Source organism: Streptomyces sp. NPDC002513 (assembly GCF_053595355.1).
Genome location: NZ_JBSFXK010000074.1, coordinates 866 through 24,335 on the forward strand (window position 1 = coordinate 866; position 23,470 = coordinate 24,335).

At 71.2% G+C, this 23,470-nt stretch carries 25 protein-coding genes and 3 pseudogenes; 16 read left to right on the forward strand and 12 right to left on the reverse strand.

Features of this window, described 5'->3' with window-relative positions; genetic code table 11:
• A pseudogene (locus ACWD5Q_RS31260) lies at positions 1–666 on the reverse strand (hypothetical protein); the annotation flags it as partial.
• 66 nt (positions 667–732) lie between these two features.
• On the opposite strand from ACWD5Q_RS31260, the gene ACWD5Q_RS31265 reads away from it, so the two are divergent.
• Complete coding sequence (locus ACWD5Q_RS31265; RefSeq protein ID WP_451430470.1) at positions 733–1,626, forward strand: hypothetical protein; 894 nt, start codon at positions 733–735, stop codon at positions 1,624–1,626.
• 64 nt (positions 1,627–1,690) lie between these two features.
• Here ACWD5Q_RS31265 and ACWD5Q_RS31270 read toward each other — a convergent pair whose 3' ends face one another.
• A complete protein-coding gene (locus tag ACWD5Q_RS31270; protein ID WP_451430441.1) occupies positions 1,691–2,980 on the reverse strand; it encodes a DUF1015 domain-containing protein in 1,290 nt (429 codons plus the stop codon).
• A 70-nt stretch (positions 2,981–3,050) separates the two neighbouring features.
• Here ACWD5Q_RS31270 and ACWD5Q_RS31275 point away from each other — a divergent pair, with 70 nt between their 5' ends.
• Genes ACWD5Q_RS31275 through ACWD5Q_RS31290 form a run of 4 tightly spaced genes read left to right on the forward strand, consistent with a single transcriptional unit; the run spans position 3,051 to position 7,143 of the window.
• The gene (locus ACWD5Q_RS31275) at positions 3,051–4,118 is read left to right on the forward strand and encodes an HAD hydrolase-like protein (RefSeq protein ID WP_451430442.1); all 1,068 of its coding nucleotides are present in this window, start codon (positions 3,051–3,053) and stop codon (positions 4,116–4,118) included.
• Positions 4,119–4,166: 48 nt separating this feature from the next.
• The gene (locus ACWD5Q_RS31280; RefSeq protein ID WP_451430443.1) at positions 4,167–5,210 is read left to right on the forward strand and encodes a FecCD family ABC transporter permease; all 1,044 of its coding nucleotides are present in this window, start codon (positions 4,167–4,169) and stop codon (positions 5,208–5,210) included.
• On the forward strand, positions 5,207–6,277 hold the full coding sequence (locus tag ACWD5Q_RS31285) for a FecCD family ABC transporter permease (protein WP_451430444.1): 1,071 nt from the start codon (positions 5,207–5,209) through the stop codon (positions 6,275–6,277). The genes ACWD5Q_RS31280 and ACWD5Q_RS31285 overlap by 4 nt, the downstream gene beginning before the upstream one ends.
• On the forward strand, positions 6,274–7,143 hold the full coding sequence (locus tag ACWD5Q_RS31290; protein WP_451430445.1) for an ABC transporter ATP-binding protein: 870 nt from the start codon (positions 6,274–6,276) through the stop codon (positions 7,141–7,143). The genes ACWD5Q_RS31285 and ACWD5Q_RS31290 overlap by 4 nt, the downstream gene beginning before the upstream one ends.
• A 105-nt stretch (positions 7,144–7,248) precedes the next feature.
• Here ACWD5Q_RS31290 and ACWD5Q_RS31295 read toward each other — a convergent pair whose 3' ends face one another.
• Positions 7,249–7,596 (reverse strand): alkyl sulfatase C-terminal domain-containing protein, encoded by a 348-nt coding sequence (locus ACWD5Q_RS31295; RefSeq protein ID WP_451430446.1) that lies wholly within the window; start codon positions 7,594–7,596, stop codon positions 7,249–7,251.
• A 42-nt stretch (positions 7,597–7,638) separates the two neighbouring features.
• On the opposite strand from ACWD5Q_RS31295, the gene ACWD5Q_RS31300 reads away from it, so the two are divergent.
• From ACWD5Q_RS31300 to ACWD5Q_RS31320, 5 genes are all read left to right on the forward strand, one after another.
• Complete coding sequence (locus ACWD5Q_RS31300) at positions 7,639–8,010, forward strand: hypothetical protein (RefSeq protein WP_451430447.1); 372 nt, start codon at positions 7,639–7,641, stop codon at positions 8,008–8,010.
• A gap of 56 nt (positions 8,011–8,066) precedes the next feature.
• The gene (locus ACWD5Q_RS31305; protein WP_451430448.1) at positions 8,067–8,882 is read left to right on the forward strand and encodes a TlyA family RNA methyltransferase; all 816 of its coding nucleotides are present in this window, start codon (positions 8,067–8,069) and stop codon (positions 8,880–8,882) included.
• Positions 8,879–9,784 (forward strand): NAD kinase, encoded by a 906-nt coding sequence (locus tag ACWD5Q_RS31310; protein ID WP_451430449.1) that lies wholly within the window; start codon positions 8,879–8,881, stop codon positions 9,782–9,784. Before ACWD5Q_RS31305 ends, ACWD5Q_RS31310 begins: the two co-directional genes overlap by 4 nt.
• An 89-nt stretch (positions 9,785–9,873) precedes the next feature.
• Positions 9,874–11,616, forward strand: coding sequence for a DNA repair protein RecN (gene recN / locus ACWD5Q_RS31315; RefSeq protein WP_451430450.1), 1,743 nt, complete (start codon positions 9,874–9,876; stop codon positions 11,614–11,616).
• Between the two features lie 42 nt (positions 11,617–11,658).
• Complete coding sequence (locus tag ACWD5Q_RS31320) at positions 11,659–12,507, forward strand: transposase (RefSeq protein ID WP_451430451.1); 849 nt, start codon at positions 11,659–11,661, stop codon at positions 12,505–12,507.
• Between the two features lie 28 nt (positions 12,508–12,535).
• On the opposite strand, the gene ACWD5Q_RS31325 is transcribed toward ACWD5Q_RS31320, so the two are convergent.
• Entirely contained in the window at positions 12,536–13,471 is a 936-nt protein-coding gene (locus ACWD5Q_RS31325) for an oxidoreductase (protein ID WP_451430452.1), read from the reverse strand.
• Positions 13,472–13,524: 53 nt separating this feature from the next.
• Between ACWD5Q_RS31325 and ACWD5Q_RS31330 the strand changes: the two genes are divergently transcribed.
• Positions 13,525–14,160, forward strand: coding sequence for a TetR family transcriptional regulator (locus tag ACWD5Q_RS31330; RefSeq protein ID WP_451430453.1), 636 nt, complete (start codon positions 13,525–13,527; stop codon positions 14,158–14,160).
• Here the strand turns inward: ACWD5Q_RS31330 and ACWD5Q_RS31335 are convergent.
• Positions 14,141–14,345, reverse strand: a pseudogene (locus ACWD5Q_RS31335) (IS5/IS1182 family transposase); the annotation flags it as partial. The gene ACWD5Q_RS31330 and the pseudogene ACWD5Q_RS31335 sit on opposite strands and share 20 nt — an antisense overlap.
• 100 nt (positions 14,346–14,445) lie before the next feature.
• Positions 14,446–15,273 carry an NAD(P)H-binding protein gene (locus ACWD5Q_RS31340; protein WP_451430454.1) on the reverse strand — a complete coding sequence of 276 codons (828 nt, stop codon included), beginning with the start codon at positions 15,271–15,273 and terminating at the stop codon, positions 14,446–14,448.
• Between the two features lie 99 nt (positions 15,274–15,372).
• On the opposite strand from ACWD5Q_RS31340, the gene ACWD5Q_RS31345 reads away from it, so the two are divergent.
• The gene (locus ACWD5Q_RS31345; protein WP_451430455.1) at positions 15,373–15,777 is read left to right on the forward strand and encodes a winged helix-turn-helix transcriptional regulator; all 405 of its coding nucleotides are present in this window, start codon (positions 15,373–15,375) and stop codon (positions 15,775–15,777) included.
• A gap of 133 nt (positions 15,778–15,910) precedes the next feature.
• On the opposite strand, the gene ACWD5Q_RS31350 is transcribed toward ACWD5Q_RS31345, so the two are convergent.
• Positions 15,911–16,495, reverse strand: a complete 585-nt coding sequence (locus ACWD5Q_RS31350) for a DinB family protein (RefSeq protein WP_451430456.1) — start codon at positions 16,493–16,495, stop codon at positions 15,911–15,913.
• Between the two features lie 5 nt (positions 16,496–16,500).
• Here ACWD5Q_RS31350 and ACWD5Q_RS31355 point away from each other — a divergent pair, with 5 nt between their 5' ends.
• Positions 16,501–16,629, forward strand: a complete 129-nt coding sequence (locus ACWD5Q_RS31355; protein WP_451430457.1) for a hypothetical protein — start codon at positions 16,501–16,503, stop codon at positions 16,627–16,629.
• Between the two features lie 115 nt (positions 16,630–16,744).
• Here ACWD5Q_RS31355 and ACWD5Q_RS31360 read toward each other — a convergent pair whose 3' ends face one another.
• Together ACWD5Q_RS31360 and ACWD5Q_RS31365 are read right to left on the reverse strand one after the other, a co-directional pair.
• Complete coding sequence (locus tag ACWD5Q_RS31360; protein WP_451430458.1) at positions 16,745–17,071, reverse strand: GNAT family N-acetyltransferase; 327 nt, start codon at positions 17,069–17,071, stop codon at positions 16,745–16,747.
• A 349-nt stretch (positions 17,072–17,420) separates the two neighbouring features.
• A pseudogene (locus ACWD5Q_RS31365) lies at positions 17,421–17,774 on the reverse strand (GNAT family N-acetyltransferase); the annotation flags it as partial.
• A gap of 150 nt (positions 17,775–17,924) precedes the next feature.
• On the opposite strand from ACWD5Q_RS31365, the gene ACWD5Q_RS31370 reads away from it, so the two are divergent.
• Together ACWD5Q_RS31370 and ACWD5Q_RS31375 are read left to right on the forward strand one after the other, a co-directional pair.
• Complete coding sequence (locus ACWD5Q_RS31370; protein WP_451430459.1) at positions 17,925–18,338, forward strand: signal peptidase I; 414 nt, start codon at positions 17,925–17,927, stop codon at positions 18,336–18,338.
• Positions 18,339–18,464: 126 nt separating this feature from the next.
• Positions 18,465–19,148 carry a maleylpyruvate isomerase N-terminal domain-containing protein gene (locus ACWD5Q_RS31375; RefSeq protein ID WP_451430460.1) on the forward strand — a complete coding sequence of 228 codons (684 nt, stop codon included), beginning with the start codon at positions 18,465–18,467 and terminating at the stop codon, positions 19,146–19,148.
• 380 nt (positions 19,149–19,528) lie between these two features.
• Here ACWD5Q_RS31375 and ACWD5Q_RS31380 read toward each other — a convergent pair whose 3' ends face one another.
• Positions 19,529–19,888: a hypothetical protein gene (locus ACWD5Q_RS31380; protein ID WP_451430461.1), complete on the reverse strand. Its 360-nt coding sequence runs from the start codon at positions 19,886–19,888 to the stop codon at positions 19,529–19,531.
• Positions 19,889–20,115: 227 nt separating this feature from the next.
• On the opposite strand from ACWD5Q_RS31380, the gene ACWD5Q_RS31385 reads away from it, so the two are divergent.
• Positions 20,116–21,252 carry a glycosyltransferase family 4 protein gene (locus ACWD5Q_RS31385; RefSeq protein ID WP_451430462.1) on the forward strand — a complete coding sequence of 379 codons (1,137 nt, stop codon included), beginning with the start codon at positions 20,116–20,118 and terminating at the stop codon, positions 21,250–21,252.
• 21 nt (positions 21,253–21,273) lie between these two features.
• Here ACWD5Q_RS31385 and ACWD5Q_RS31390 read toward each other — a convergent pair whose 3' ends face one another.
• The gene (locus tag ACWD5Q_RS31390) at positions 21,274–21,960 is read right to left on the reverse strand and encodes a response regulator (RefSeq protein WP_451430463.1); all 687 of its coding nucleotides are present in this window, start codon (positions 21,958–21,960) and stop codon (positions 21,274–21,276) included.
• Entirely contained in the window at positions 21,957–23,219 is a 1,263-nt protein-coding gene (locus ACWD5Q_RS31395; protein ID WP_451430464.1) for a sensor histidine kinase, read from the reverse strand. The genes ACWD5Q_RS31390 and ACWD5Q_RS31395 overlap by 4 nt, the downstream gene beginning before the upstream one ends.
• Positions 23,220–23,470 lie beyond the last annotated feature (251 nt).

Here is a 23,470-nt window from a genome sequence, read left to right on the forward strand (position 1 = left end):
CGTCGTGATGAGGGTCGCCCCGGGTTCCGTCGTGACGAGCGTCGTGATGAGGGTCGCGGTGGGTTCCGTCGTGACGAGCGTCGTGATGAGGGTCGCGGTGGGTTCCGTCGTGACGAGCGTCGTGATGAGGGTCGCCCCGGGTTCCGTCGTGACGAGCGTCGTGATGAGGGTCGCGGTGGGTTCCGTCGTGACGAGCGTCGTGATGAGGGTCGCCCCGGGTTCCGTCGTGATGACCGTCGTGATGAGGGTCGCCCCGGGTTCCGTCGTGATGACCGTCGTGATGAGGGTCGCCCCGGGTTCCGCCGTGACGATCAGCGCGGTGGCTTCGGCCGTCGTGACGACCGCCGTGACGACCGTCGCGGCGAGGACCGTGGCGACCGTGGTGGCTTCCGCCGCGATGACCGCCGTGACGACCGGCGAGACGACCGGCGCGACGACCGGGGCGGCTACCCCCGGCGTGACGACCGCGGTGGTGAGGACCGCCGTGGCGGGGACCGTGGCGACCGTGGCGGTTTCCGGCGTGACGAGCGCCGCGATGACAGGCGCGATGACCGTCGTGACGACCGCGGGGGATTTCGCGGGCGTGACGACCGTGGTGCGCGCGGCCCCCGTCGCGATGACCGCGGTGGCCGTCCGGGCGGCTTCCGAGGCCGTGATGACCGGCATGACGACCGTCGCGGCGGCGGCCGGTTCCGTGACGAGCGGGATCGTGACCGGGAGCCGATCAAGCGGCTGCCGATCCCCGAGGACGTCACGGGCGACGAGATCGACAAGGACGTACGGCAGGAGCTCCAGAGCCTGCCCAAGACGCTCGCGGACGACGTCGCCAGGAACCTGGTGATGGTGGCCAGGCTCATCGACGAGGACCCCGAGGGCGCGTACGCGTACTCGAAGGTGGCGCTGCGGCTCGCGTCGCGTGTCGCCGCCGTGCGTGAGGCCGCCGGCTTCGCCGCGTACGCCAACCAGAAGTACGGCGAGGCGCTCGCCGAGTTCCGGGCGGCCCGGCGGATGACCGGGAACGTCGATCTGTGGCCCGTCATGGCCGACTGCGAGCGCGGCCTCGGCCGGCCCGAGAAGGCGCTGGAGATGGCCGGTGCGCCCGAGGTGCACAAGCTCGACAAGGCCGGTCAGGTCGAGATGCGGCTCGTCGCCGCCGGTGCGCGCCGGGACATGGGACAGCTCGACGCCGCCATCGTGACGCTGCAGAGCCCGGAGCTGGCGTCCAACTCCGTACAGCCGTGGACCGCGCGGCTGCGGTACGCCTACGCCGACGCCCTCCTCGCCGCCGGGCGGGAGAGCGAGGCGCGTGAGTGGTTCGCCAAGGCCGTCGAGTCCGACAAGGACGGCAGCACGGACGCCTCCGACCGGCTCGCCGAGCTGGACGGCGTGGAGTTCGTCGACGCGCTCGACGAGCACGCGGGCGACGAGGACAAGAACGAGGACGACGGGGACGGGTTCTCCTCCGAGCCGTCGGCCGCGGACGCCGAGGATGACACCGAGGACGCCGAGGACGCCGAGGACGCCGAGGACGCCGAGGACGCCGAGGATGACACCGAGGACGCCGAGGGCACCAAGGGTGCCGAGGGCACCAAGGGTGCCGAGGGCGAGGCCGGCGACCGGGGCTGACCTTCGCGCACCGGACGGGGCGGGATCCGAGAGGGATCCCGCCCCGTCGCGTTGCCGGGGTGCCTCAGGCGGTCAGCGCCCGCAGGACCAGCCCCGACGCCGGCTTGGGACCGAACGAGGTGGACTTGCGGGGCATCGTCACGCCCGCGCGGGCCAGCTCGCGTACGACTTCCTCGCGGACCGGATGCATCAGTACGGCCGTGCCGCCGATGTGTTCGGCCTTCTCGACCGTGGCGGCCGTGTCGTGGATGTAGGCGATGTGCTCCGGCGAGTCCTCGGGGATGTGCCAGACGTGTTCCAGGAGCGTTTGGTGCAGGACGGTCGCGTCCAGGGTGCGCCAGGCCTCCGGAGGGTCCGTGGGCACCGTATCGGCCAGCAGGCTCGGGGACGGCCGGTCCACGAGATGGAAGGCACCGTCGCCCGCCAGCAGATAGGCGTTGCCGTGGCCGGCCGCGTCGGCCAGCGCGTCCAGGGCCTCGGCCAGGGGGACGTCGAGGTCGCGGACGCGGAACCGGCCGGTGAGGGCGGACAGGGCGTCGGCCACCGGAAGGCGGTGCAGGAGACGGTGGATCGCGCGTACCCGGAGGGGGTAGCGGGCGGTGTCCACCAGGAGGACCAGACCGTAGTCCCAGGGGCTGGGTGAGGCGTGCTCCGCGCGCAGACGCAGATAGGTCGCCCAGCGGTGGTGGCCGTCGGCGATGAGGGCCTGGTGCCGGGCCAGCTCCGACTGGATCTCGGCGACCTCGGCCGGATCGGTGACCGCCCACAGACGGTGGCTGAAGCCGTCCTCCGTGGTGGTGCGCAGCAGCGGCGAACGTTCGGCGGTGCGTTCGATGACGGCCCCCGCGCCGGTCGCGGTGCCGCTGCCCCGGTAGGTCAGCAGCAGGGGTTCGAGGTTGGCGGAGGTCGCACGCATCAGGGCCGCCCGGTCGGCGATCACATGCGGCATGACGTCCTCATGGGGGAGGACCACACCGTCCGACGGATGCGACACGCGGAGCGCGCCGATGACACCGCGCTGGAGCAGACCGTTGCCGCGCTGCTCGTAGACGTACAGGCCGGGCTCGGCGTCGGCTCTGAGGACGCCCTCGTCGAGCCAGCGGCGCAGGGTGTGGGCGGCCTGCTTGTTGCGTGCCGCCGGGGTGGCCGCCTGGGGCAGGATCAGTCGGACGATGTTGTGCGGATCGGCGGACTCCAGGTGCAGCAGCCCGTCCGGGCGTACGACGACGTCGTACGGCGGGGAGGTGACCGCGGCGAGGCTGCCGACGCGGTCGGGGTCGTAGCGCAGGCCTCGGAAGGGGATCAGATCAAGGCCCTTGCCCGCTGGTACGTCCCTGGGACCCGCAGTGTTCATTGATGCATCGTAAGTGTGTCAGTGCCGTGCGGGATGATCCTGGAAACGAGCGAACGAGGAGCGATGCCCGATGAGCCAGACCGTCCGGACGCGGCCCGAGGCCAGTGCGCGCCCGCTGAGCGAGGCGTATGACACGGCGCTGCTCGACCTGGACGGGGTGGTGTACGCGGGCGGGCAGGCGATAGCGCACGCCGTGGAGTCGCTCGGGACCGCACGATCGGGTGGCATGCATCTGGCGTACGTGACGAACAACGCGCTGCGTACGCCGGACGCGGTGGCCGCGCACCTCACCGAGCTGGGAATACCGGCGCAGGCGTCGGACGTCGTCACCTCGGCGCAGGCGGTCGCCCGGCTCATCAGTGAGCAGGTGCCCGGCGGGTCGCGGGTGCTGGTGGTCGGCGGGGAGGGACTGCGCGTCGCGCTGCGGGAGCGCGGGCTCGTGCCCGTGGAGTCGGCCGACGACGAACCGGTGGCCGTGGCGCAGGGGTACGGGGGGCCCGAGCTGCCGTGGGGGCGGTTCGCCGAGGCCTGTTACGCCATTGCGGGCGGGGTGCCCTGGTTCGCGTCCAACACCGATCTCACGATTCCGAGCGCGCGCGGCATCGCACCGGGGAACGGGGCGGCCGTGGAGGTCGTCCGGATCGCGACCGGTGCCGAACCGCAGGTGGCGGGCAAGCCGCTGCCGCCGATGCACCGGGAGACGATCCTGCGGACCGGTGCTCGGCGGCCGCTGGTCGTCGGGGACCGGCTCGACACGGACATCGAGGGCGCGTTCAACGGCGGGGTCGACTCGCTGCTCGTGCTGACGGGGGTGACCGACGGCGGCCGGCTGCTGGCCGCTCCCGCGCACCACCGGCCGACGTATATCGACGCGGACCTGCGGGGCCTGCTGACCGGCCAGCCGAAGGTGGAGGCGGCGGGCGACGGCTTCCGCTGCGGCGGCTGGACGGCGACGGCGGGGCAGATGGGGATCTCCCCTGCTCGAGCGGAGTCGAGAGCCTGGGGGAGGCTGGAACTCGCGGGCGAGGGCGAGGTGCTGGACGGGCTGCGGGCGCTGTGCGCGGCGGCCTGGACGGCGGCCGGTGAGGGCGCGTGCGAGCTGGACGGGGGGAAGGCGCTGGCGCGACTGGGGCTGTGAGCCGGGAGCGTGCCTCCTCGACTAGCGAGGGTAGGCTAACCTAACCTCGTGTTGGTCGACAGTCCTCCCGAACCGCGCGCGGAGACCGCCCCCGCGCCCCCAACCCGCCGGGCGATACGGCCCGTTGGGCTCCTGCTCTCACTGGTGATCCTGGCACTCGTCGCGCTGGCGAGCATCGCGATCGGGGCGAAGGGGCTCTCGCCGCAGCAGGTCTGGCACGGCCTGTTCCACGACTCGGGAACATACGCCGACGTGGTCGTCGGCGACCGGTTGTCGCGGACGGTGCTCGGGCTGCTCGCCGGCGCCGCCCTCGGCCTGTCCGGCGCCGTCCTCCAGGCGCTCACCCGCAATCCGCTGGCCGACCCGGGACTGCTCGGCATCAACGCGGGCGCGTCCGCCGCGGTCGTCACCGCCGTCACGTACTTCGGCGTCACGAGTCTGAGCGGCTACGTCTGGTTCGCCTTCCTCGGCGCGGCCGTCGTCGGGGCCCTGGTGTGGTTCCTCGGCGGCATCCGGGGCGCCACCCCGGTCAGGCTCGCGCTCGCAGGGACCGCGATCAGCGCGGCGCTCTACGGCTATCTCCAGGCCGTGATGATCACGGACGACGCGGCGCTCGGCACGATGCGCTTCTGGACGGTCGGTTCGCTGGCCTCGGCCACCGACGCGACCATTGGGCAGGTCCTGCCCTTCTTCGTGGCCGGCACGGTCCTCGCGCTGGCCCTCGCCCGGCCGCTGAACGCCGTGGCGATGGGCGACGACACCGCCCGCGCCCTCGGCGCGAGCCTGAACCGCACCCGTGCTCTGTCCATGGCGGCCGCGACCGTGCTGTGCGGCGCGGCGACCGCCGCCTGCGGTCCGATCGCGTTCGTCGGGCTGATGGTCCCGCACGTCGTACGGTCCTTCACCGGCCCCGACCTGCGCTGGATCCTGCCGTACGCGACCGTCCTGTCGCCTGTGCTGCTGCTCGGATCCGATGTCATCGGCCGCATCGTCGCCCGCCCCGCCGAGATCCAGGTCGGCATCGTCCCCGCGGTCATCGGCGGCCCGGTCTTCATCTTCCTCGTACGACGACGCAGGACGGCACAGCTGTGAAGAACACCCGTACCCTGCGCACCCCGGGCGGGCTCTCCGTACGCCTCGGCGTCCGGGCGTTCACCGTCGTCGTCCTGCTCCTGGCCGTCGCGCTCGGCGCGAGCGTCCTGCTGATCGGCACCGGTGACTTCGCCATCCCGGCCGGCGACGTCCTCAGGACGCTGTTCGGGGGCGGCGACCCGGGCCAGAAGTTCATCGTCACCGAACTCAGGCTGCCCCGGGTGCTCGTCGGCCTGCTGGTCGGCGCCGCACTGGGACTCGGCGGCGCCCTGTTCCAGTCCATCTCCCGCAATCCGCTGGGCAGTCCGGATGTGCTCGGCCTCGGCCAGGGCTCGACGGCCGGGGCGCTCGTGGTGATCGTGCTGTTCTCCGGAAGCGCCACCCAGGTCGCCGTCGGCGCGCTCGTCGGCGGACTGGCCACCGGCTTCGCCCTCTATCTGCTCGCCTGGAAGAAGGGCGTGCACGGCTACCGGCTGGTCCTGGTCGGCATCGGCGTCAGTGCCATTGTCACGGCGGTCAACGGCTATCTGCTCACCAAGGCCGACCTCGTCGACGCGGCCCGTGCGGTCGTCTGGATGACCGGTTCCCTGAACGGGCGCGGCTGGGACCAGGTGTGGCCCCTGCTCGCGCTGTGCGCCGTCCTCGTACCGATCGTCCTGGGCCAGTGGCGGGGGCTGCGGATGATGGAGATGGGCGACGACGTCGCGTACGCCCTCGGGGTGCGCGTGGAGCGCGTACGGGTGCTGCTGATGGTGTCCGCGGTGCTGCTCACCGCGGGAGCCACCGCCGCCGCGGGCCCGGTCGGATTCGTGGCGCTCACCGCGCCGCAGCTCGCCCGCCGGCTGACCCTTCCCCGCCGCCGCAAGGGCGCCGGAGGTGCCCCCTCGCCCGGGCCGAACCTCGTGGCCTCCATGGTCATGGGCGCCACCCTGCTGATCGTCGCGGACTGGGCCGCGCAGCGGGTCTTCGGCGCCGACCAGCTCCCCGTGGGCGTGGTCACCGGTGTCCTCGGCGGCCTCTATCTGCTGTGGCTGCTGGTCACCGAGCGCCGGGCAGGCCGCGTATGAGTGCCCTGAGCACCCTCGGCGGACCGGAAACGAACGACACAAGGAGCACCGTGAGCCGTCTCTGCGCCGACGACGTCACCCTCGCCTACGACAAGCGCGTGATCGCCGAGCGGTTGTCCGTGGAGATCCCCGACAACTCCTTCACGGTGATCGTCGGGCCCAACGCCTGCGGCAAGTCCACCCTGCTGCGGGCGCTGTCCCGGATGCTCAGACCGTCCCAGGGACGGGTGCTGCTCGACGGCCAGGTCATCCAGTCGATGCCGGCGAAGAAGGTCGCACGGACGCTGGGCCTGCTGCCGCAGTCCTCGATCGCGCCGGACGGGATCACCGTCGGCGATCTGGTGGGCCGCGGCCGCTATCCGCACCAGGGGATCCTGCGCCAGTGGTCCGGCGAGGACGAGCGGATCGTCAAGGAGTCGATGGCGCAGACCGGGGTCGCCGAACTCGCCGACCGCTACGTCGACGAACTCTCCGGAGGACAGCGGCAGCGCGTGTGGATCGCCATGGCGCTCGCCCAGCAGACCCCGCTGCTGCTGCTCGACGAGCCGACCACCTATCTCGACATCCAGCACCAGATCGACGTGCTCGACCTGTGCGCCGAACTGCACGAGGAACAGGGGCGGACGCTGGTCGCGGTGCTGCACGACCTCAACCACGCGGCGCGGTACGCCACCCATCTCGTCGCCCTGCGCGACGGCGAGGTGGTCGCCGAGGGCGCGCCGAAGGACATCGTCACGGCGGAGCTGGTCGAGAAGGTCTTCGGGCTGCGCTGCCAGATCATCGACGACCCCGAGACCGGCACCCCGCTGGTGGTCCCCGCGGCACGCAGGGCACGCCTGCGCGTCGCGGCCGAAGAGGCCTCCTGAGCCGCCGGGGAGCCGCCTGGGCCGCCGGGACGGCCGGGGAGGCCGTCTGGGTCGCTGCGGCGGCCGAGAGGGGGCTTCCCCGGCCTCCCGAAGCCGTAGCGGAGGCTAGAGGAGCTTCCGCAGGCGCAGCAGATCCAGCAGGGCCGCCTCCAGCTTCACCCGGCCCGAGGCCCACGCCTTCGCGAAGTGCAGCTCGCCGTCGACCATCGCCACCAGGTCGTCGCCGGTCATCGTCAGCCGGATCTGGGCCTTGTCGGGTGGCGGTCCCTGGATCGTGTCGAGCACCTGGATCCGGCCGTCTTCGAGACGGCCGACGAAGGTGACGTCCAGGTCGGTGATACGGCAGCTGAGCGAGCGGTCCAGGGTCGCGGCAGCGCGCACGTCCCCGTCGGAGCCCGCCAGGTTGTCCGAGAACTTTTCCAGTGCCCTGCGGCACTCCTCAATGGTCGCCATCGTGAGCGACGGTACCTCAGTGTCACGAGGTAGCGTCGGGGCATGAGCGACTCTGTGAGCGCGGCGGGGGTGACGGCGCGGACGGCCGCAGCGCAGACCGACCCCGCGGCGGAACCCCTGGCCGGGCCTGCGGCCGAACGCACGGCCGAACCCACGGTGGAACCCGCAGCCGAACCCGAACCCGAGCACGACCCGGCCGCCCCGGCCCCGCTGCGCGTGGACCGGACCCCCACCGGCAACGCCGACGTCGACGCCCGGCTGGAGCGGCTGGCCGATGCCGACCACCTCGCCACGGACGGCCATGTCGAGGTGTACGAGGATGTGCATGAGGGGCTGCGTGACGTGCTCACCGCGCTCGACGCCCGCCCGGGACCCCAGGCCCCCACCCGTCACCCGACCGCCACCCCTCAATGAGACCCTTCGGGTCGCACCAGTCAGATGACCGTACGAGAACAGGAGCTGAACCGAACGTGGCAGGAGTGGCACGCCGCCGTCTGGACGCGGAGCTGGTCCGCCGGAAGCTCGCGCGCTCGCGCGAGCACGCGAGCCAGCTGATCGCCGCGGGCCGGGTCACCGTCGGCAAGACCGTCGCGACCAAGCCCGCCACCCAGGTGGAGACCGCCGCCGCCATCGTCGTCACGCAGGACGACAGCGATCCCGAGTACGTGTCCCGGGGCGGCCACAAGCTGGCCGGCGCGCTCAAGGTCTTCGTGCCCCAGGGCCTCGCGGTCGAGGGACGGCGGGCGCTGGACGCCGGCGCGTCCACCGGAGGCTTCACCGACGTCCTGCTGCGCGCCGGTGCCGCCCGTGTCGTCGCCGTCGATGTCGGGTACGGACAATTGGCCTGGTCTCTCCAGCGCGATGAACGTGTCATCGTCAAGGACCGTACGAACGTACGGGAGTTGACGCTCGAAGCGATCGATGGGGAACCTGTGGATCTTGTCGTCGGAGATCTGTCCTTCATCCCGCTCGGACTGGTGCTGCCCGCCCTGGTGCGGTGCACGAAGCCGGACGCCGACCTGGTGATGATGGTCAAGCCGCAGTTCGAGGTGGGCAAGGAACGGCTGGGCAGCGGCGGCGTGGTCCGCAGCCCCGAACTGCGCGCCGAGGCCGTGCGCGGGGTGGCCGAGCGGGCCGCGGAACTGGGGCTCGGCGTGAAGGGCGTGACGGCCAGTCCACTGCCCGGGCCCTCGGGCAACGTCGAGTATTTTCTGTGGCTGCGAGCCGGGGCACCCGCACTGGACCCGGCCGACGTTGACCGTGCAGTGGCGGAGGGGCCGCGTTGACACAGAACTCAGCTCGTACTGTTTTCCTGCTCGCCCACACCGGCCGGCCCGCGGCCGTTCGCAGCGCCGAACTGGTGGTCAAGGGACTGCTGCGGTCCGGGATCGGCGTCCGGGTCCTGGAGGCCGAGGCGGCGGACCTGCCGCTGCCGGACGAGGTGGAGCTGGTCAAGGAGGCCACCCCGCAGAGCCTCGACGGGTGCGAGCTGCTCATCGTGCTCGGCGGTGACGGAACCCTGCTGCGCGGCGCCGAGTTCGCCCGCGCCTCCGGGGTGCCGATGCTCGGCGTCAACCTCGGCCGGGTCGGCTTCCTCGCCGAGGCCGAGCGCGACGACCTCGACCGGGTCGTCGACCGGGTGGTGATGAGGGCCTACGAGGTCGAGGAGCGCATGACCGTCGACGTCGTCGTGCACAAGAACGGCGACATCGTGCACACCGACTGGGCGCTCAACGAGGCGGCCGTGCAGAAGGTCTCCGCCGAGAAGCTCCTGGAGGTCGTCCTGGAGATCGACGGGCGGCCCGTGACCGGTTTCGGCTGCGACGGCATCGTGTGCGCCACCCCGACCGGATCGACCGCGTACGCCTTCTCCGCGGGCGGGCCCGTGGTGTGGCCCGAGGTGGAGGCCCTGCTCATGGTGCCGATCAGCGCCCACGCCCTGTTCGCCAAGCCGCTGGTGACCTCGCCGGACTCCGTGCTCGCCGTGGAGGTGCAGGCGGACACCCCGCACGGGGTGCTGTGGTGCGACGGGCGGCGGACGGTGGAGCTGCCCCAGGGGGCGCGGGTCGAGGTGCGGCGGGGAGCGGTGCCGGTGCGGCTGGCCCGGCTGCATCATGCCTCGTTCACGGACCGGCTCGTGGCGAAGTTCGCCCTGCCCGTGTCCGGGTGGCGGGGGGCGCCGCACTGACGGAGTGCCCTGGCGGGCTGGGGTACGGGGGCCGCGGTGTACCTCTCCGGGGTGACAGGGCCGCTCGCACATCCCCAGCCCGACCTCGTATGGTCTTCTCCGTGTTGGAGGAGATGCGGATACGGTCGCTCGGAGTCATCGACGACGCGGTCGTCGAGCTGTCGCCCGGCTTCACCGCCGTGACCGGTGAGACGGGTGCGGGCAAGACCATGGTCGTCACCAGCCTCGGCCTGCTGCTCGGCGGGCGCGCGGACCCGGCGCTCGTACGGATCGGCGCGAAGAACGCGGTCGTCGAGGGGCGGATCGCCCTGCCCCGGGACGCCTCGGCCGCCGTACGCGCCGAGGAGGCCGGGGCCGAGCTGGACGACGGGGCGCTGCTGATCAGCCGTACCGTATCCGCCGAGGGACGCTCGCGGGCACATCTCGGCGGGCGCTCCGTGCCCGTCGGGGTCCTGGCGGAGCTGGCCGACGAACTGATCGCCGTGCACGGGCAGACCGACCAGCAGGGCCTGCTGAAGCTGTCCCGGCAGCGGCAGGCACTCGACCGGTACGCGGGTGACGCCGTCGCCGTGCCGCTCGCCAAGTACGGAGAGGCCTACCGGCGGCTGCGGGCCGTCTCCGCCGAGCTGGACGAGATCACCACACGTGCCCGTGAGCGGGCCCAGGAAGCCGACATGCTGCGCTTCGGGCTCGACGAGATCGCGGCCGTGGAGCCACGGGCGGGCGAGGACGTCGAGCTGGCCGAGGAGGCCGAGCGGCTCGGGCACGCGGAGGCGCTCGCGTCGGCGGCGACCGCCGCGCACGGGGCCCTGGCGGGCAACCCCGAGGACCCCGAGGGCGTCGACGCGGCCACGCTGGTCGCGGGCGCGCACCGGGCCCTGGGGGCGGTGCGGTCGCACGATCCGGCGCTGGCGGGGCTCGCCGACCGGATCGGGGAGATCGGGATCCTGCTGGGCGATGTGGCCGGGGAACTGGCCGGATACGCCGACGACCTGGACGCCGATCCGCGTCGGCTCGCGGCCGTGGAGGAGCGGCGGGCCGCCCTGACCGCGCTGACCCGGAAGTACGGCGAGGACGTGGCCGCCGTCCTCGCGTGGGCCGGGAAGAGCGCCGCGCGGCTGACCGAACTCGACGGCGACGACGACCGGATCGAGGAGCTGACCGCCGAGCGGGACGCGCTGCGCACCGGCCTGGGCGCGCTCGCCCAGGCGTTGACCGACGCGCGGACGGAGGCCGCCGAGCGGTTCGCCGCCGCCGTCACCGCCGAGCTGGCCTCGCTCGCCATGCCGCACGCACGCGTGTCGTTCGAGATGCGGCAGACGGACGACCCGGACGGTGTCGAGGTCGGCGGGCGTACGGTCGCGTACGGGCCGTCGGGTGTCGACGAGGTCGAGCTGCTGCTCGCGCCCCACCCGGGCGCGCCGCCGCGGCCCATCGCCAAGGGCGCCTCGGGCGGTGAGCTGTCGCGGGTGATGCTCGCGGTGGAGGTCGTGTTCGCGGGGACGGACCCCGTGCCCACCTACCTCTTCGACGAGGTCGACGCGGGCGTCGGCGGCAAGGCGGCGGTCGAGATCGGGCGGCGCCTGGCCCGCCTCGCGAAGACCGCGCAGGTCGTGGTCGTCACCCACCTGCCGCAGGTGGCGGCGTTCGCCGACCGGCAACTGCTGGTGGAGAAGACGAACGACGGGTCGGTGACCCGCTCCGGCGTGAAGGTGCTCGAAGGCGAGGAGCGCGTCCGCGAGCTGTCCCGGATGCTGGCGGGCCAGGAAGACTCGGAGACGGCCCGGGCGCATGCGGAGGAACTGCTGGCGACGGCGCGGGCGGACGGCTAGACAAGCGTCGCCGGCCGACTCGCGTAGGGTGACGGGACGCTCATGCGTTCCCGCAGGACCGTCTCGTTCGCCCGTGCCGCGGCCGTCCCCCGCGCCACCGCCGCCGCCCTGCGGGCCCTGGCACCGGGCGGGCCCGGCCGCTGGGAGCGGAAGAACCACGCGGGGCGGACCGTCGAGCTGTACGCGGGGCCCGCGTCGGCCGTTGCCGTCGCGCTCGCCGCCGGGCGGGTCCACCCGGCGACCGGACTGACCGTGCTCGCCGCCGGTGCCTGCGGCGCCTACGACGACGTCGTCGGTGCCGGAGACACCCGGCGCGGCTTCCGGGCGCATCTGTCGGCCCTGCGGGACGGTGAGGTGGACCAGGTCGCCGTCGACGGCTCGATCACCAAGGCACCCGGAGGCGGCGAGGTGGCCGGTCGCTCACCGGTCGACCGCGGCGAACAGGGCCTGAAACGCTCAGGCATGACGGACGGGTACGGCATTCCGCTGGGCCGCGTCCTGGCCGGGGCCAACCGACACGACTCCCCGCTGCTCGCGCCGACCCTGGACCGCCTGGACGACCTCGGACCGCTGCCCGACGACATCACCGTCCACCTGGACGCCGGCTACGACTCCGACAAGACTCGCGCCCTGCTCGACGAGCGTGGCCTGCGGGGCCGGATCGCACACAAGGGCGAGATGGCGCCCATCCAGGCAAGCCAGAGGTGGCACGTGGAGCGCACCCACGCCTGGCAGAACGCCTTCCACCGCCTCGCCCGCTGCTACGAGCGCCGGGCCATCGTCATCGACGCCTTCTTCGATCTCGCCGACACGATCATCACCGTGCGGAGCCTGATCCGACAGGCGTGGACAACCCACCGCTGGGCCGAACGCCCGAATCGCCGGCCATGACCCCACGCCCATCCGCGCGACCTCTTGGTCAGAAGGCGGCCGGCAACAGGAACCGCACGTCGGTGAGTTGTTCCGACAGTTCCCACAGATGCCGGCCGGTCTGGGGATCGGCTGCCGCGGTGGACAACTGCACTTGCGTCGGGCCGCCTCGCAGCTCGGCGAAGCCGTCCGGCCCGACGAATTCACCGCCCTTCACGTCCGGGGCGGTGGCCGCGTACAGCTGGGGCAGTGCACCCTGCTCCGGAGGCTGCGCGAGTGGGGCAAGGATGTGGCCGAACAGCACCTTCACCATGCCGACCGGCGCGCTTGTCTGGAGGTTGGTGGAGGTGTAGCCGGGGTGGGCGAGCATGCTGCGTACCGAGCTGCCGGCCGCGGTCAGCCTCCGGTGGAGTTCCCGTCCGAAGACGGCGTTGGCCAACTTCGACTGGTTGTAGAACCCCATCGGCGAGTACTTGCGCTCGCCGGAAAGATCGTCGAAGTGGAGGCGCCCCTGCCGGTGGTTGGTCGAACTTACCGTGACCACGCGGGGGTCGTTGCCGTCGATCAGCAGGTCGATCAGCAGGCCGGTGAGCGCGAAGTGACCGAGGTGGTTGCAGGCGAACTGCAACTCGTGGCCCTGGGCGCTCAGTGAGCGGGGCGGCGCCATCACGCCGGCGTTGTTGACGAGCACGTCCAGCCGCGGATGATCGGCGCGCAACTGATCGGCGAATGCTCGGACCGAATCGAGATCGGCCAGGTCGAGGCGGCGCACCTCAAGGGCGGCGCCAGGCTGCTCAGCGGTGATCTGTGCGGCGGCCAGGTAGCCTTTGGCCTCGTCGCGTACCGCCATGATCACGTGCCCGCCCTTGCGGGCGAGTGCCCGGGTGGTCGCCAGGCCGAGGCCGCTGTTGGCTCCGGTGACGACAAACACCCGCTTGGCCTGGTCCGGGATCTGCTCGGCGGTCCAGCGCTGCTTCTTCGACATGCGGCAAACACTGCCGTTGCTGTCACTTGGTGTCAAGCAGATAACCGAGTGTCATGGATGGCGTGGAGTATGATCGGCCGGTGAGCTCACGCCCTGAAGTCACCATGGCCCAGCGCAAACGCCTGCTCGTCTCCAACGAGTTGAGCGAAGCGGCGCTGCAGCTCTTGGCGCTCAAGGGGTTCGACGCGGTCACCATCGACGAGATCGCCGCCACCGCCGGCGTGTCCAAGCGGACGTTCTTTCGGTACTTCGCCTCCAAGGAGGACGTGGTCGTCCAGTTCCTGGCCGACATGGGCACCGGCATGCGCGAAGCGCTGGCGTCTCGCCCCATCGAGGAGCAGCCTTCCGTGGCCCTGCAGCACACGGTGTGGGTCTCCCTGGCCGCCTGCGCCGACCATTCCGACAGGGCACTGCGCGTGGTTCAGCTGATTCTGCGCACCTCCGCCCTGCGCGCACGCTTCCTGGAGCGCCAGGACCAGTGGCGCGACGATCTGGCAGCAGAGTTGGCGCAGCGCCTGGGGCTCGACCCCGACACCGATCTGTACCCGCAGCTGGCCGCGGGTATGGCGCTCACCGCCTTCGACGCCGTGCTGCAACGGTGGAGCGGCAGCGACGGTGCTGAGGACCCTGCCGAACTGACCGACCGGGCCTTCGCCACAATTGCCCCGGCGTTGAACTCTGTTGAGTGAGCTGTCTTGCAGCCGGCGAGAGATTTCTGCTCAGGAGTTGCAGGAGCTTGTCGAAGATAATCCCGTCGCTGATGCGCGCGCGTCGCAGCCGAGCGGATGGTCCGGGTGGTATACCGGCCGCTTGGGCAGCAGGACCGCGAATGGTCCCAGAGCAGTTCGGTCAGCCATGAGGGCAGCGCGGGCACAGGTCTCCCCAGTGATCACAGAGTGTCGCAACTCCATGATCACCAGGGTGGTGCCCGTTCTGCCGCTGAGCTCCCCCACCGCGCCTATCTGTGCGGCCTCTTATTTGAAGGCTGCTACGTTGCGCGCAGCCCACTCGGCGAAGGTGCGGGGCGGGCGGCCGAGGACCTGCTCGACGTCGGGGCTCACCCGCTGCTCAGCGGCTTTCGGCGTGCCCAGGATGTCAAGGGTGGCTTCCACGATCGGCTCGGGCATGAATTGCAGCATCTGTGCCCGAGCCTCCGCGCGGCTTTGCTCGACGAACCGCACCGGCTCACCCAGCGCGTCGGCGATCGCCATCGCCTGCTGCCGAGGTGAGATCGGCGCCGGCCCGGTCAGCTCATACGCCCTGCCAGCGTGGCCGGCGTCCCGCAATGCCACGGCGGCGACCTCGGCGATGTCGGCCGGGTCGATGGTCGGCAGCGCGACGTCACCGAACGGCGCGCCGACCATCCGCTGCGCGCGGACCATCTCGGCCCACTGCAACGTGTTGGAGTCAAAACCTCCCGGCCGCAGCAGTGTCCATTCCAGATCCGACTGCGTGGCGGGGTCCTCCAGTGTCGAGGGGTGGCTTCCTGTGGCAACGCCTTGGGAGGACAGCAGGACAACCCGGCCGATCCCGCCCGCCCGCGCGACATCGAGGACGTCGCTGACGCTGCCGCCGGCCGATACGAAGTCGCCCGAGGTCAGCAGGAACAGTGCGTCGGCGCCGTCGAGCGCGGGCGCGAGGCTTTCCGGCTCGGCCAAGTCGGCCTGATGGTGCCGTACGCCCTCCGGCATGTCCCGTGCGGAGATCCCTCGCGACACCGCCGTCACCTGCTCACCGGCCGTGACGAGCGCCCGAACCAGCGGCTGTCCGACGTTGCCCGTAGCTCCAGTAACCACAATCATGTTCGCTCCCGTTGACGAGTCCTCTGTGGGCCCCAACGGAAGCTACCGGCACGGGGATAGTAGGTACCTACAGGAAAGTAATGGAAAGAAGGGCTCACTGTGACCCACAACACGACTCCGGCGGCTCGTATCGACATCGCCCCCGAGCAGGCATGTCCGATCGCTCCGGTGGTCGACATCGTCTTCAGCCGCTGGACCACTCCGATTCTGTGGGCCCTCCATGAATACGGGCGGCATCGGTTCGTGGAGCTGGAACGCCGCATCACCACGATCACGCCCAAGGTGCTGACCGAACGGCTACGGCAGCTGGAACGCGACGGGCTCGTCGTACGCACCTACCACCCCGAGGTTCCACCGCGGGTGGAGTACGAGATCAGCGAACTGGGACGCAGCCTGGCGCCGCTGTTCGCAGCACTCGCCGACTGGTCGGTCAACCTGGGCAAGGTAGAGCAGGCCCGGCAGGAGTACGACGCCAAGGAACAGCACCGTAGCCGCCGAAGCTGAAAGAACCCTGGTCAGCCATGACGGAAGCGCAGGCGCAGGCACCCAGTGATCACAGAGCGTCGCAACTCCGTGATCGCCAGACCGGTGCCTGTACTACTTCCCTCCGACCCCACCACGCCTATCCGCGCGACCTCTAAGCCTTGATTGGTGCGGCCGACCTGGCGGCCTGCTCGATCTTCGCGCAGTAGGCTGCACGGGCTTCCTTGTCGATCTGCTTCTCGAGTTCGGCGCGCAACCCGGTCCGGCCGTCGAGGCCCTCGCGCAGGATATCGGCGTGCCCGGCATGCCGGATGGACTCGCCGAGGACATGGACCATGATGGCGAACAGGTTCGTGTCGGCATAAGGCTCCGGCCACCACGGCACGCGGCCGGGGGTGTCGAGGGGAAGCTCGTTGATCGTCGCGTCCGAGTGTTCCCACGTGCGCCGGTAGAACCCGATGATCTGATCGGGGGTCTCGTCCTCGGTCGCCCACAGATCGCTGCCGTTGGAGTCCTGCCACCGGGGCAGCGGTTCCGGGGAAGGGCGGTCGAAGACCTCGCCGAAGTAACTGGCCTCGACGGTGGCCACGTGTTTGACCAGGCCGAGGAGGCTGGTCCCGGTCGCTGTCAAAGGTCGGCGGGCGTCGTATTCGGACAAGCCGTCGAGTTTCCAGAGCAGCGCCTTGCGGTCCCGCCGCAGTCTCTCGTGCAGGTTGTTTTTCGCGAATTCATCGATCATGCGGCATGAGCCTGCCATGGGCTGCTCGTGGTTTCAAGATCCCGTACGTGGTCCGCAATGACTGGCGGAGCCGAGGCCTGGCCATGGCCGCCGCCCTGACCTGCTACAAGAAGCTCGCGAAACTTGCCACGTGAGACAACCTTTAAGGGCTTGCAGGGAAGCAACACGCTGTAAAAGGGCATTCGCTGGGGAGGACGCCCTCTTGCCGGGGCAACCTGACCACACCGGCAATGACCCCTGTCCAGCGCGTCAAAAGGGCAGGCCCTGCAAGTCCACACCGACGGTGGGCTGGGGCAGGTCGGCCACGTCGTAAGTCATCGCGGTCAGCGGACAGCGCCGGATACCGTCAGACTGCCGGACAGTGACTGGCACAGACAGCCGACGCCATCCGAGCTGCGTGCAGAGCGGAACCAGCTCCGGGCGACACAGCAGCATCATCGTTTCGGCACCGGCCGCCCGTGCGTGTTCGACCGCGACGCTGATCATGGTCCGGGCGATGCCCTGACTCCGATGGGCAGGATCCACCAGCACACTGCCCAGCCCGGCGACACGGCGCGGTGAACCATCGAACGCCATGTCCCGCAACAGCCACCCCCATAGAAGCCACCGGCTGACCGTCACGGACAACCGTGAGCGCATGTTCCTTGTCCGCCCAGGCCAGACCAAACCCGTTCACTCCGAAAGGGGCGTGCAGACCGTCACGGAGCGTGGCTTGGACATCCCGGTCGCCGGGGCCGGCCGTGTCCATCAGCTGAAGGCCTGCACCACCGTCATCCACTGCATGCTCCGTGACGGCCGGGGCGGCGGCAGGGTCAAACCGGTAACGCAGACAGTGCAGGCCGCTGGACTGGACGGTTCCGGCCGCCTGGGCGCCCAAGCGGCGCAGTACCGCGATCGATGCCGCATTGCCGGGCAGGACGAACGCGAAGACGACCGGGAGCGCGAGTCGACGAAACGCCAGGTCCAAGCAGGCACGCCCGGCCTCGCCCGCGATCCCCCGGCCCTGCGCCCGTGGATGCACTGCGAAGCCGAGATCGACTCCGTAGCGGGCGCGGTTACGCAGCCCCACCCGCCCGAGGAAGACATGTGTTTCCGCGTCCCTGACCGCGAAGTCGCCGTAGCCGTGCCTGGCCCAGTGCGCGACGTGATCGTCGCACATGGCCTCGGCGGCAGACCGGCTGTCTGCCCGGCCAGTGGCCAGCCACCGCATGATGCTGTCCTGACTAACCACAGTCTCAAACAGATCGTCGCTGTCCTCGCGACGGATCGGCTCCAGCACCAACCTCTGAGTGCGCAGAACACCCAGGTAACCCGGCCACTCAACAACTCCCCTCAGTCAACGGCGGGAAGAGAGTACCCGGCAGCACTTTGGGGCGATCTGATCGGCAACCGGTGAACCTATCCGGTCACAGTGCTAGCGTCCGGCCCCGTGAATGACAGCGTGTACGTGGGCAACGCGGGCAAGGATGCAGCATTGGACCGGGGATGGCTTCTCGGACACTTCAAGGATCTTGGCGATCCGCGCCACAGCGATGCTGTGGAGATCAAATGGGGCGTCCACCCCCGTGGCGATGAGCGATCGCAGTGGGTGAAGGGTGAGGCGCGCACAGCTCTCCTGGTTCTCATCAGCGGTCGCTTCCGCGTTGAACTTCCTGGCCGCAGCATTCTTCTGGAACAGCAGGGCGATTACGTCGTGTGGGGGCGCGGAGTCGACCATTCATGGTTCGCGGAGGAGGAGTCGGTGGTGTTGACTGTCCGATGGCCGTCAGTGCCCGGCTACGCAGTGGCAGAGAAGGATCAAGCGGGAGTGTCTCTTGAAACGGTTGATGCCGTACTCGAATGAGCGGAGTCGACCCGCGCTAGGAATCCTTCCGAGTAGGGCCGAGGAGTCGCGCGAGTCGATCGCCGAAGACATCACCACGAACCGAGAGATCGCCCGGGAAGACCCAGGCCGGGTAGCTTGACCGGCGTGGATCAGGGGCGGGTAGTTGAAGCGTTTCGTCTGGAGGCGGGGCAGCTCGCGCGGGCGATGACTGGGGTCTCGGCGGCCGAGTGGCGTCTGCCGTCGCGGTGTGCACCGTGGAAAGTGTGCGACTTGTTGGCTCACGTCCGGGTGGTGATTGCCTGGCTGCCGGGAATGCTGGCCGCGCCGGCGCCGACCCGTGCCGAGGTCTCGGCAGTGGAGTACTACCGGCCTGACGACCGTTTCGCTCCGGACATCAACGCGGCTCGGATTGCCCTGGCTCAAGATCATGCAGCCGAACAGCTCAGTGGTGCCGCGCTCGCCGACGACTTCAATGCCACTTGGCAACAGGTGGACCGACTGTGCCGGGCCGAGCCCGAAGGGCGTGTGGTGCGCACCCGGCACGGCGACCCGATGCTCCTGTCAGAGTTCCTGCTGACGCGCGTGGTTGAGGTCGCCGTGCACGGCCTGGACCTGGCCGACGCCCTGGGGCGCGAGCCGTGGCTGACTTCTCAGGCCGCAGATGTGGTGCAGGACCTTCTGCTTGGCCCGGATAGGGCAGCGGCACTGGAGAAGCTGGGTTGGAGCCAGCTTCGCTTCCTGCGCAAGGCGACGGGGCGCGAGCCGATCACCAGGGAGGAAGCATCGGACGTCAGCCGCCTGGGCATCCGATGGCTCACACTGGGGTGAGAGCGCCGCCAACTGACGCCAGCGAAGAAGCGGTAGATCTCAATCGCGCCCTCATAGCGGGACGAGGTCACGTCGTACGGAACGGTTTCACCGGCCCCTTGACCAGCGAAGTTATCGCTGCATGAACAGGGCTTGACTTGAGCGTCGCCCAGCCCGGCGATAGACGTGAACCTCGCCCTGCGGCTGCGCTCACAGAACGCGCCCGTACGTACGACGGACAGGACGGCGTTGCGAACCCCCACGCCGACCACCGGCAGTCGGCACCGGCCTGGGAGGCCGCCGAACGACCGCAGCCCTCGACGCCGAACAGGGGGATGGAGAGCACGAGGTCAGCGGGGGCAGGGCACGGGGCCCCAGTCCAGCGCCGCCCAGACGCGAGCTCATGTGGTCAGACTGTGTAGTTCGCGGGAGGAAGTGACCTGTAGTGCTAGCCGAAGTCCCGGGATGGCCGGTGATGTCCAGAAGGCCATGGTCGGCCCGTAGGAGCCGTCCTCCTCGTCGCTCACCTCGACGGTGATCTCCCGGTCGGGGTAGCGCGCGGACAGGACTCCCTGCCAGCACTCTCCCAGAGCCAGCGCGAGTTGGGGCAGTTCCTCCCCGAGCTGGTCGTCATCCGTCAGGGGGGTGTTGCCGAAAGTGGCCCACAACTCGACGTTCGGGGAGAAGGTGACCGAGGCGGCGAGGACATCGGGAGCGGACACACCCCGGCTCGCCGTGTCCCTGGCACCCGAACCCACCACGCGTACACCCCCGAACCCTCCACGCGCTCTCACCCGGGGGAGTGACCGGGCGCGCCGCCGGCCGCTCGGCCCGAGATCGTCGCGGCCCTCCGCCGGTGCCGCGCCGCCCCCGCTCCCTGGCATGCTTGAGTCATCCGCGGAGCACCTCGCGCGGTCCACGCCCACCGCGCGATCCGTCTGTACGTTTCTGCGTGACCGCCCGATGCCGAACCAGGAGCCCCGGCCACGTGAGCCTCGCGAGCAGCCACTCATCGCACGGCCGGACGCCGCTGCGCACCGTGCAGGTGCTCGGCGGGGGCAGTGCGGGCAGCAGCGCGCATGTGCGGTCGCTGACCGCGGGTCTGGTCGCCAGGGGCGTGAGCGTGACCGTGTGCGCCCCCCTTGAGGCCGAGCGCACCTACGACTTCACCGGCGTCGGCGCCGAGCACATCCCTGTGCCCCGCAGTACGCACCCCGCCTCCCTGACCGCGCTCCGTACCGTCTGCGCCGACGCGGACCTGGTGCACGCGCACGGGCTGCACGCGGGCCTGCGCGCGGCGCTCTCACTCGGCGGGCGGCGCACCCCCTTCGTGGTCACCTGGCACACGCGGGCGCACGCCGAGGGCGCTCGCGTCCACCTCCAGCGCCTGCTGGAACGGCGGGTGGCCAGGGCCGCGTCCGTCGTCCTCGGGACGTCCTCCGACCTGGTCGGCCGGGCCCGCCGCCGCGGCGCGCGGGACGCCCGGCTCGCCGCCGTCGCCCTGCCGGCACCCCGCACGTCCCCCGAGTACGACGACCCCGACGGGCTGCGCTCCAAGACCCTGGCCGAACTCGGCGCGACGGGTCGGCCGTTGCTGATGGCGGTCGGCTCCCTGGAGCGGTACCGCGGATACGACGTGCTGCTCGACGCCTCCCGCGTCTGGCGGCGCCTCGACCCGGCGCCTCTGGTCGTCGTCGCGGGGGAGGGGCCGCTGCGGACGGTGCTGCAGCGGCGCATCGAGGACGAGGAGCTGCCGGTGCGGCTGCTCGGGCGGCGCGAGGACGTCGGCGACCTGCTCGCCGCCGCCGATCTGGCACTGTTGCCCAGCAGTTGGGAGTCCCGGTCCGTCCTCGCGCAGGAGGCCCTGCACGCGCGCGTGCCGCTGATCGCCACCGCCGTCGGCGGTGTCCGCGAACTCGTCGGCGACGCGGCCGAACTCGTCCCCTTCGGAGACGCGGAGGCGCTCGCCACCGCCGTCGTACGGCTCCTCGACGACCCGGAGCGCCGCGAGCTGCTGCGGGAGAGGGGCACCCGGCAGGCCGCCACCTGGCCCACCGAGGACGAGACCGTGGCCCAGGTGCTGAGCGTCTACGACGAGTTGACGCAGGTGCGGCCCTACCCGTAGCGACCGGTGACGCACCGGCCCCTACCCCCTCCCTCCCACCTCCACCATCCCCGTCTCGTACGCCGCGATGACCGCCTGGGCCCGGTCGCGGACGCCGAGTTTGCCGAAGACGCCGGTGATGTGGTTCTTCACGGTCGACACGCTGATGCTCATCGCTTCCGCGATGTCGGCGTTGTCCAGCCCTGTGGCCATCAGCCGCCACACCTCCACCTCGCGCGGGGTGAGGTCGGCGAAGTCGGCGACGGGCGGCTGAGCGGGGTGCGAGGCCCGGACGTACGTGGAGATGAGGCGGGTCAGCAGCCGGGGTGCGACCGCCGCCTCCCCGGTGTGCACGATCCGCAGCGCCGCGACCAGCTCCTCCGGCGAGACGTCCTTCGGCAGGAACCCGATGGCCCCCGCGCGCAGCGCGGCCACCACGTACTCGTCCATGTCGAAGGTGCTGAGGGCCAGGACGCGGCACCCTGGCAGCTCCCGCGTGAGCCGCTCCGTGGCGGCGACTCCGTCCAGGACGGGCATCCGGATGTCCATGACCACGACGTCGGGCCGCAGCCGGTGCGCGAGTTCCACAGCCTCCGCCCCGTCGCCCGCCTCGCCCACGACATCGAAGCCGGGGTCGGGCGCGAGGATCAGCGCCAGACCGCGCCGCACCAGCGGCTGGTCGTCCGCGAGCAGTACCCGGATCGCCCGCGCACCCGCCGGGCTGTTCATCGCAGCGCCCCCTCGTCCGCCGTGAGGACCACCCGGACCGCGCCCTCACCCGCTGCCCCGCTCATCGCAGCGCTCCCCTCGTCCGCCGTGAGGGGCAGCCGGGCCGTGACCCGGAACCCGCCGTCCGTCAGGGGCCCCGCCTCCAGCGTCCCGTCGTGCAGCAGGGCCCGTTCCCGCATCCCGATCAATCCGTATCCGGAACCCGCCCCGGCGCCCGGCCCGCGGAACCCGGCCGGCACGCCCGCGCCGTCGTCCGACACCTCCACCGTGACCGCGTCGGGGCCGTACGCGAGGCGTACGGACGCCCTGGCCTCGCCCGCGTGCTTGTGCGCGTTGGTCAGGGCCTCCTGCACGATCCGGAAGACGGTCAGGCTCAGGCCCGGCGACAGCGGGCGGTCCTCGCCGCGCACGTCGAGGACGGTGGGCAGCCCGGCCCGGCACGACTCGGCGACGACCCGTTCCAGGTCCCCGACCCCGGGCTGCGGGGCGGTCGGCGTCTCGGCGGGCTCGTCCCCGGTCCGCAGTACGTCCAGCATCTGCCGCATCTCACGCAGCGCCACCCGACCGGACTTCTCCAGGGTGACCAGGGCGTCCTCGACGACCGCCCGGTCCCCGCCGAGATTGGCCCGGGCGCCCCCGGCCATCAGCTGCATGGTGGTGATGTGGTGCGCCACGATGTCGTGCAACTCCCGTGCGATGCGCCGCCGCTCGTCCGCCACCGCCCGGTCGGCGAGCAGCCGGCGGTTGGCCGCGATGTTCCGCTCCCAGCGGTTCATCACCAGCGCGGCCGCACTGACGAGCGCCCCGGCTGACGCGGTGCCGCACAGGTCCACGACCCCCGGCCGCGGGGTCTGCCCCACCAGGGGCACCGTCACGGCCACGAGCGCCGCGGGCACCGCCACCGCCGGGCCCCGGGACCGTACGACGGTATAGAGCGCGACCGCGACCGTGGCGTTGAAGTGCTGCGCCATCGGCACGGTCAGATTGAGCACCAGCCCGAACAGCAGCACGGCCCCGAGCGTCGGCACCGGGAGGCGGCGGCGGGCCAGCAGCGGCAGCGCGGACAGCACCAGCAGCACATACCCGACCGCTGGGACCTGGCCCTGGTCGGCCTGGCTGGTCAGGCCGAAGCCGATCAGGTCGATGGCTGCCGCGCCGACCGCGACCAGCGCGTCATGGCGCGTCCACGGCAGCACGTCACCGCCCGGTGCGGCGCCGGGGGCCTCGTGGGCCCCGGGCACGGAGCGCGTCGTCGACATTCCGGTCCTTCCCGCCGGCCGCCGTCCACCGGCCGTCGCCGACGCGGCGCGACCGTCATCTCCTGCTCCATTCTGGCACCGGCGCGGGCCGCGCCTTTCGGACCGCGAGCCGATCCCGACCAGGACCAGGGTCCTGGTCGGGGCCCCGGCCCGGCCCGTGCTCCCAGGCGGATTCTCCTCCGGCACTCCGACGATCCGCGCGCGATCGATTGATGAGCTGGACATCGGCCGGGAGACCCCGGCACCCCGGA